Here is a 2,847-nt window from a genome sequence, read left to right on the forward strand (position 1 = left end):
GCGCCGGTAGGCTCGCGGGCGATGAACGAGCACACCGCGGCGCCCCAGGGCGACCCGACCCACGACGCCCTCCACGCCGCCCCGACCGAGCAGATCGACGTCCGCACCGGCGAGATGGCGGGGCGCGGGCACGACCCCGCCGGCCGGCCGACGACCCGCACGAGCAGCGGCCACGTCATCGAGGACGGCCCGGACGGCCCCGGTCCCGCCCCCTACGTCACCGTCGTCCTCCCCTGCTTCAACGAGGGCGCTCACGTGCTCCAGGAGATCGACCGGGTCTCGGCGGTCCTCGAGGCGTCCGAGCTCACCTACGAGCTGCTCTGCATCGACGACGCGAGCACCGACGACACCCTCGAGGTGCTGCGCGGTGCCCAGCAGCGCTACCCGCACGTCCGGGTCCTGCCCTTCCGGCGCAACGGCGGCTCCGGCACCGCCCGGCGGATCGGCACCCAGCAGGCCCGCGGCGAGATCGTCGTGTGGACCGACGCCGACATGACGTACGAGAACGAGCGCATCCCCGAGCTCGTGCGCATCCTGCGTGACGACCCGACCTACGACCAGGTCGTCGGCGCCCGCACCACCGAGGAGGGCACGCACAAGTGGGCCCGGGTGCCGGCGAAGTGGCTCATCCGCAAGATCGCCGAGTGGCTGACGAAGACCCGCATCCCCGACCTCAACTCCGGGCTGCGCGCGTTCCGCCGCGAGGTGTCCCTGCCCTACCTGCGCCTGCTCCCGGCCGGCTTCTCGTGCGTCACGACGATCACCATCGCGTTCCTGTCCAACCAGCACGACATCAGGTACGTCGAGACCACGTACGCCAAGCGCGCCGGCGTCAGCAAGTTCCACTTCGTCAGCGACGCCTACCGCTACATCCTCCAGGTGCTGCGGATGGTCATGTACTTCGACCCGCTCAAGGTCCTCATGCCGCCGGCGCTGTGGCTGGTCGCCATCGGGCTGGTCAAGGCGGTCGTGGACATGGTCCGGCACCCGTTCTACTTCCCGGCGAGCACCGTGCTCCTCGTCGTCAGCGGCATCATGATCGCCTCGCTGGCGCTGCTCTCCGACCTCGTCGTGCGGTCCAGGGACGGTGTCTGACACCGTGACCGATGCGGGGGAGACGTCCGCCGGCGGGTCGGACGCGGCCCTGCGGGTCGCGCTCGTCGGCCCGACGCACCCGTTCAAGGGCGGGGTGGCGGCGCACACGACGACGCTGGCGCACGAGCTGGCCGAGGCCGGCCACGACGTCACGCTCGTCTCCTGGAGCCACCTCTACCCGGCGTTCCTCTACCCGGGTGAGCAGGCGGTGCCGGGCGGCGCTCCCGACGTCGAGCCCTTCCCGCGCACCCTGCGCGTCCTGTCGTGGGCGCGCCCCGACACCTGGCTGCGGGCCGGCCGGCGGCTGCGCGAGTTCGACGTCGTCGTCGTCGTCCACGTCGTGCCGGCCGTGGTGCCCGCCCACCTCGCGCTGCTGCGGGCGGCCGGGGCGGGCGGTGGTCGCGGCCCTCGGGTGGTCGTCGTCGCCCACAACGTGCTGCCCCACGAGCCCGGGCCCGGGGACCGACCGCTCGTGGGCGCACTGCTCCGTCGGGCCGACGCCGTGCTCGTCCACTCCGACGAGCAGGCCGGCCTCGCCGCCGAGCTCGGCGCCCAGCGGGTGCGCGAGGTCGACCTGCCGCCGCACCTGCCCGGCGGCCCGCCGGAGCCACGCCCCGCCCACGACGGCCCGGTGCGGCTGCTCTCCCTCGGCATCGTGCGCGACTACAAGGGCGTCGACCTGCTCCTCGAGGCCCTCCGCGAGGTCGACGACGTCACGCTCACCGTGGCCGGCGAGCTGTGGGGGGATGCCGGCCGCCGCGTCCGCGAGCTGGCCGCCGACCCGCGGCTGCGCGGCCGGGTCGAGGTGCACGGCGGCTACGTGCCGGCCGACCGGATCGCCGGGCTGATGGCCCGCCACGACGTGGTCGTCCTGCCGTACCTCGCGGCGACCGCCTCGCAGAACGTCCTCCTCGCCCAGCGGCACGGCCGGCCGGTCCTCGCGACCTCGGTCGGCACCTTCCCCGGCCAGGTCCGCGACGGCGTCGACGGCCTGCTCGTGCCGCCGTCCGATCCCGAGGCCCTGGTCGCCGCCCTGCGCCGCCTCGCCGAGCCGGGTGCGGCCGACCGGCTGGCCCAGCAGGTGCGCGAGCCCGACCTCTCCGGTCCGTGGGCGCACTACGTCGGGGCCCTGGAGTCGCTCGCCGCGTCCCCGGCCGACGCGGACGACGAGCCGGAGCCGTCGGTCGTCCCGGTCGGGGCGCTCGGCCGCGTCCGGGCCACCGTCGCCGGGTTGCGCGCCCGGCGCGACCCCGTCCTGCGGCTGGGCCCGGTCGACCTGCCCGAGGAGCTGCGGGCCACGGACCTGCTCACCGTCGACGCCGAGGCGGTCGAGGCGGTCGAGGTCGCCCGCCTGCTCGGCCTGCCGCGGGCGGCCCGGGACCCGGTCGCCGCGTGGGCCGCGCTCGGCGCCGTGGCGGCGCTCGTCCGCGTCCTCGACGACCGCGGGCGCACCGGCGTCGTCGTCGACGAGTCCGGCGGCGGGAGTCCGTTCTCGCGGTGGGCCCGCGCCCTCGGGTTCGCCCCGGTCGAGCTGGAGCTGACCGGGCGGCGCGCGGCCATCGAGGTCCTCGACGTCGACACCGCGAGCCTCGACGTCGTCGCGCGGCTGCACCCCGGCGGCTGCACCGCCTCCGACGTCGACCACGTCGTCGGCCAGGCATCGTGGGCGCTGCGCTCGGGCGGCCTGCTGCTGCTCACCGTGCCGATCGGGGACGACGACCCCGACTTCGCCGTCCGCCCCGCCGACCTGCG

General features: G+C 75.7%; 2 protein-coding genes. Both read left to right on the forward strand.

Features of this window, described 5'->3' with window-relative positions:
* Window positions 1-21: 21 nt before the first annotated feature.
* Entirely contained in the window at window positions 22-1,095 is a 1,074-nt protein-coding gene (locus tag PKA89_RS11900; RefSeq protein WP_324419674.1) for a glycosyltransferase family 2 protein, read from the forward strand.
* A gap of 4 nt (window positions 1,096-1,099) precedes the next feature.
* On the forward strand, window positions 1,100-2,847 hold a 1,748-nt coding region (locus PKA89_RS11905; RefSeq protein WP_324419676.1), incomplete at its 3' end, for a glycosyltransferase family 4 protein.

This window comes from Phycicoccus sp. (assembly GCF_035325325.1).
Classification (GTDB): domain Bacteria; phylum Actinomycetota; class Actinomycetes; order Actinomycetales; family Dermatophilaceae; genus Phycicoccus.

What these genes read in the sequence shown, in the direction of transcription:
- PKA89_RS11900 (WP_324419674.1), top strand. Translation starts at nt 22, where the DNA reads ATGAACGAGCACACCGCGGCGCCCCAGGGCGACCCGACCCACGACGCC.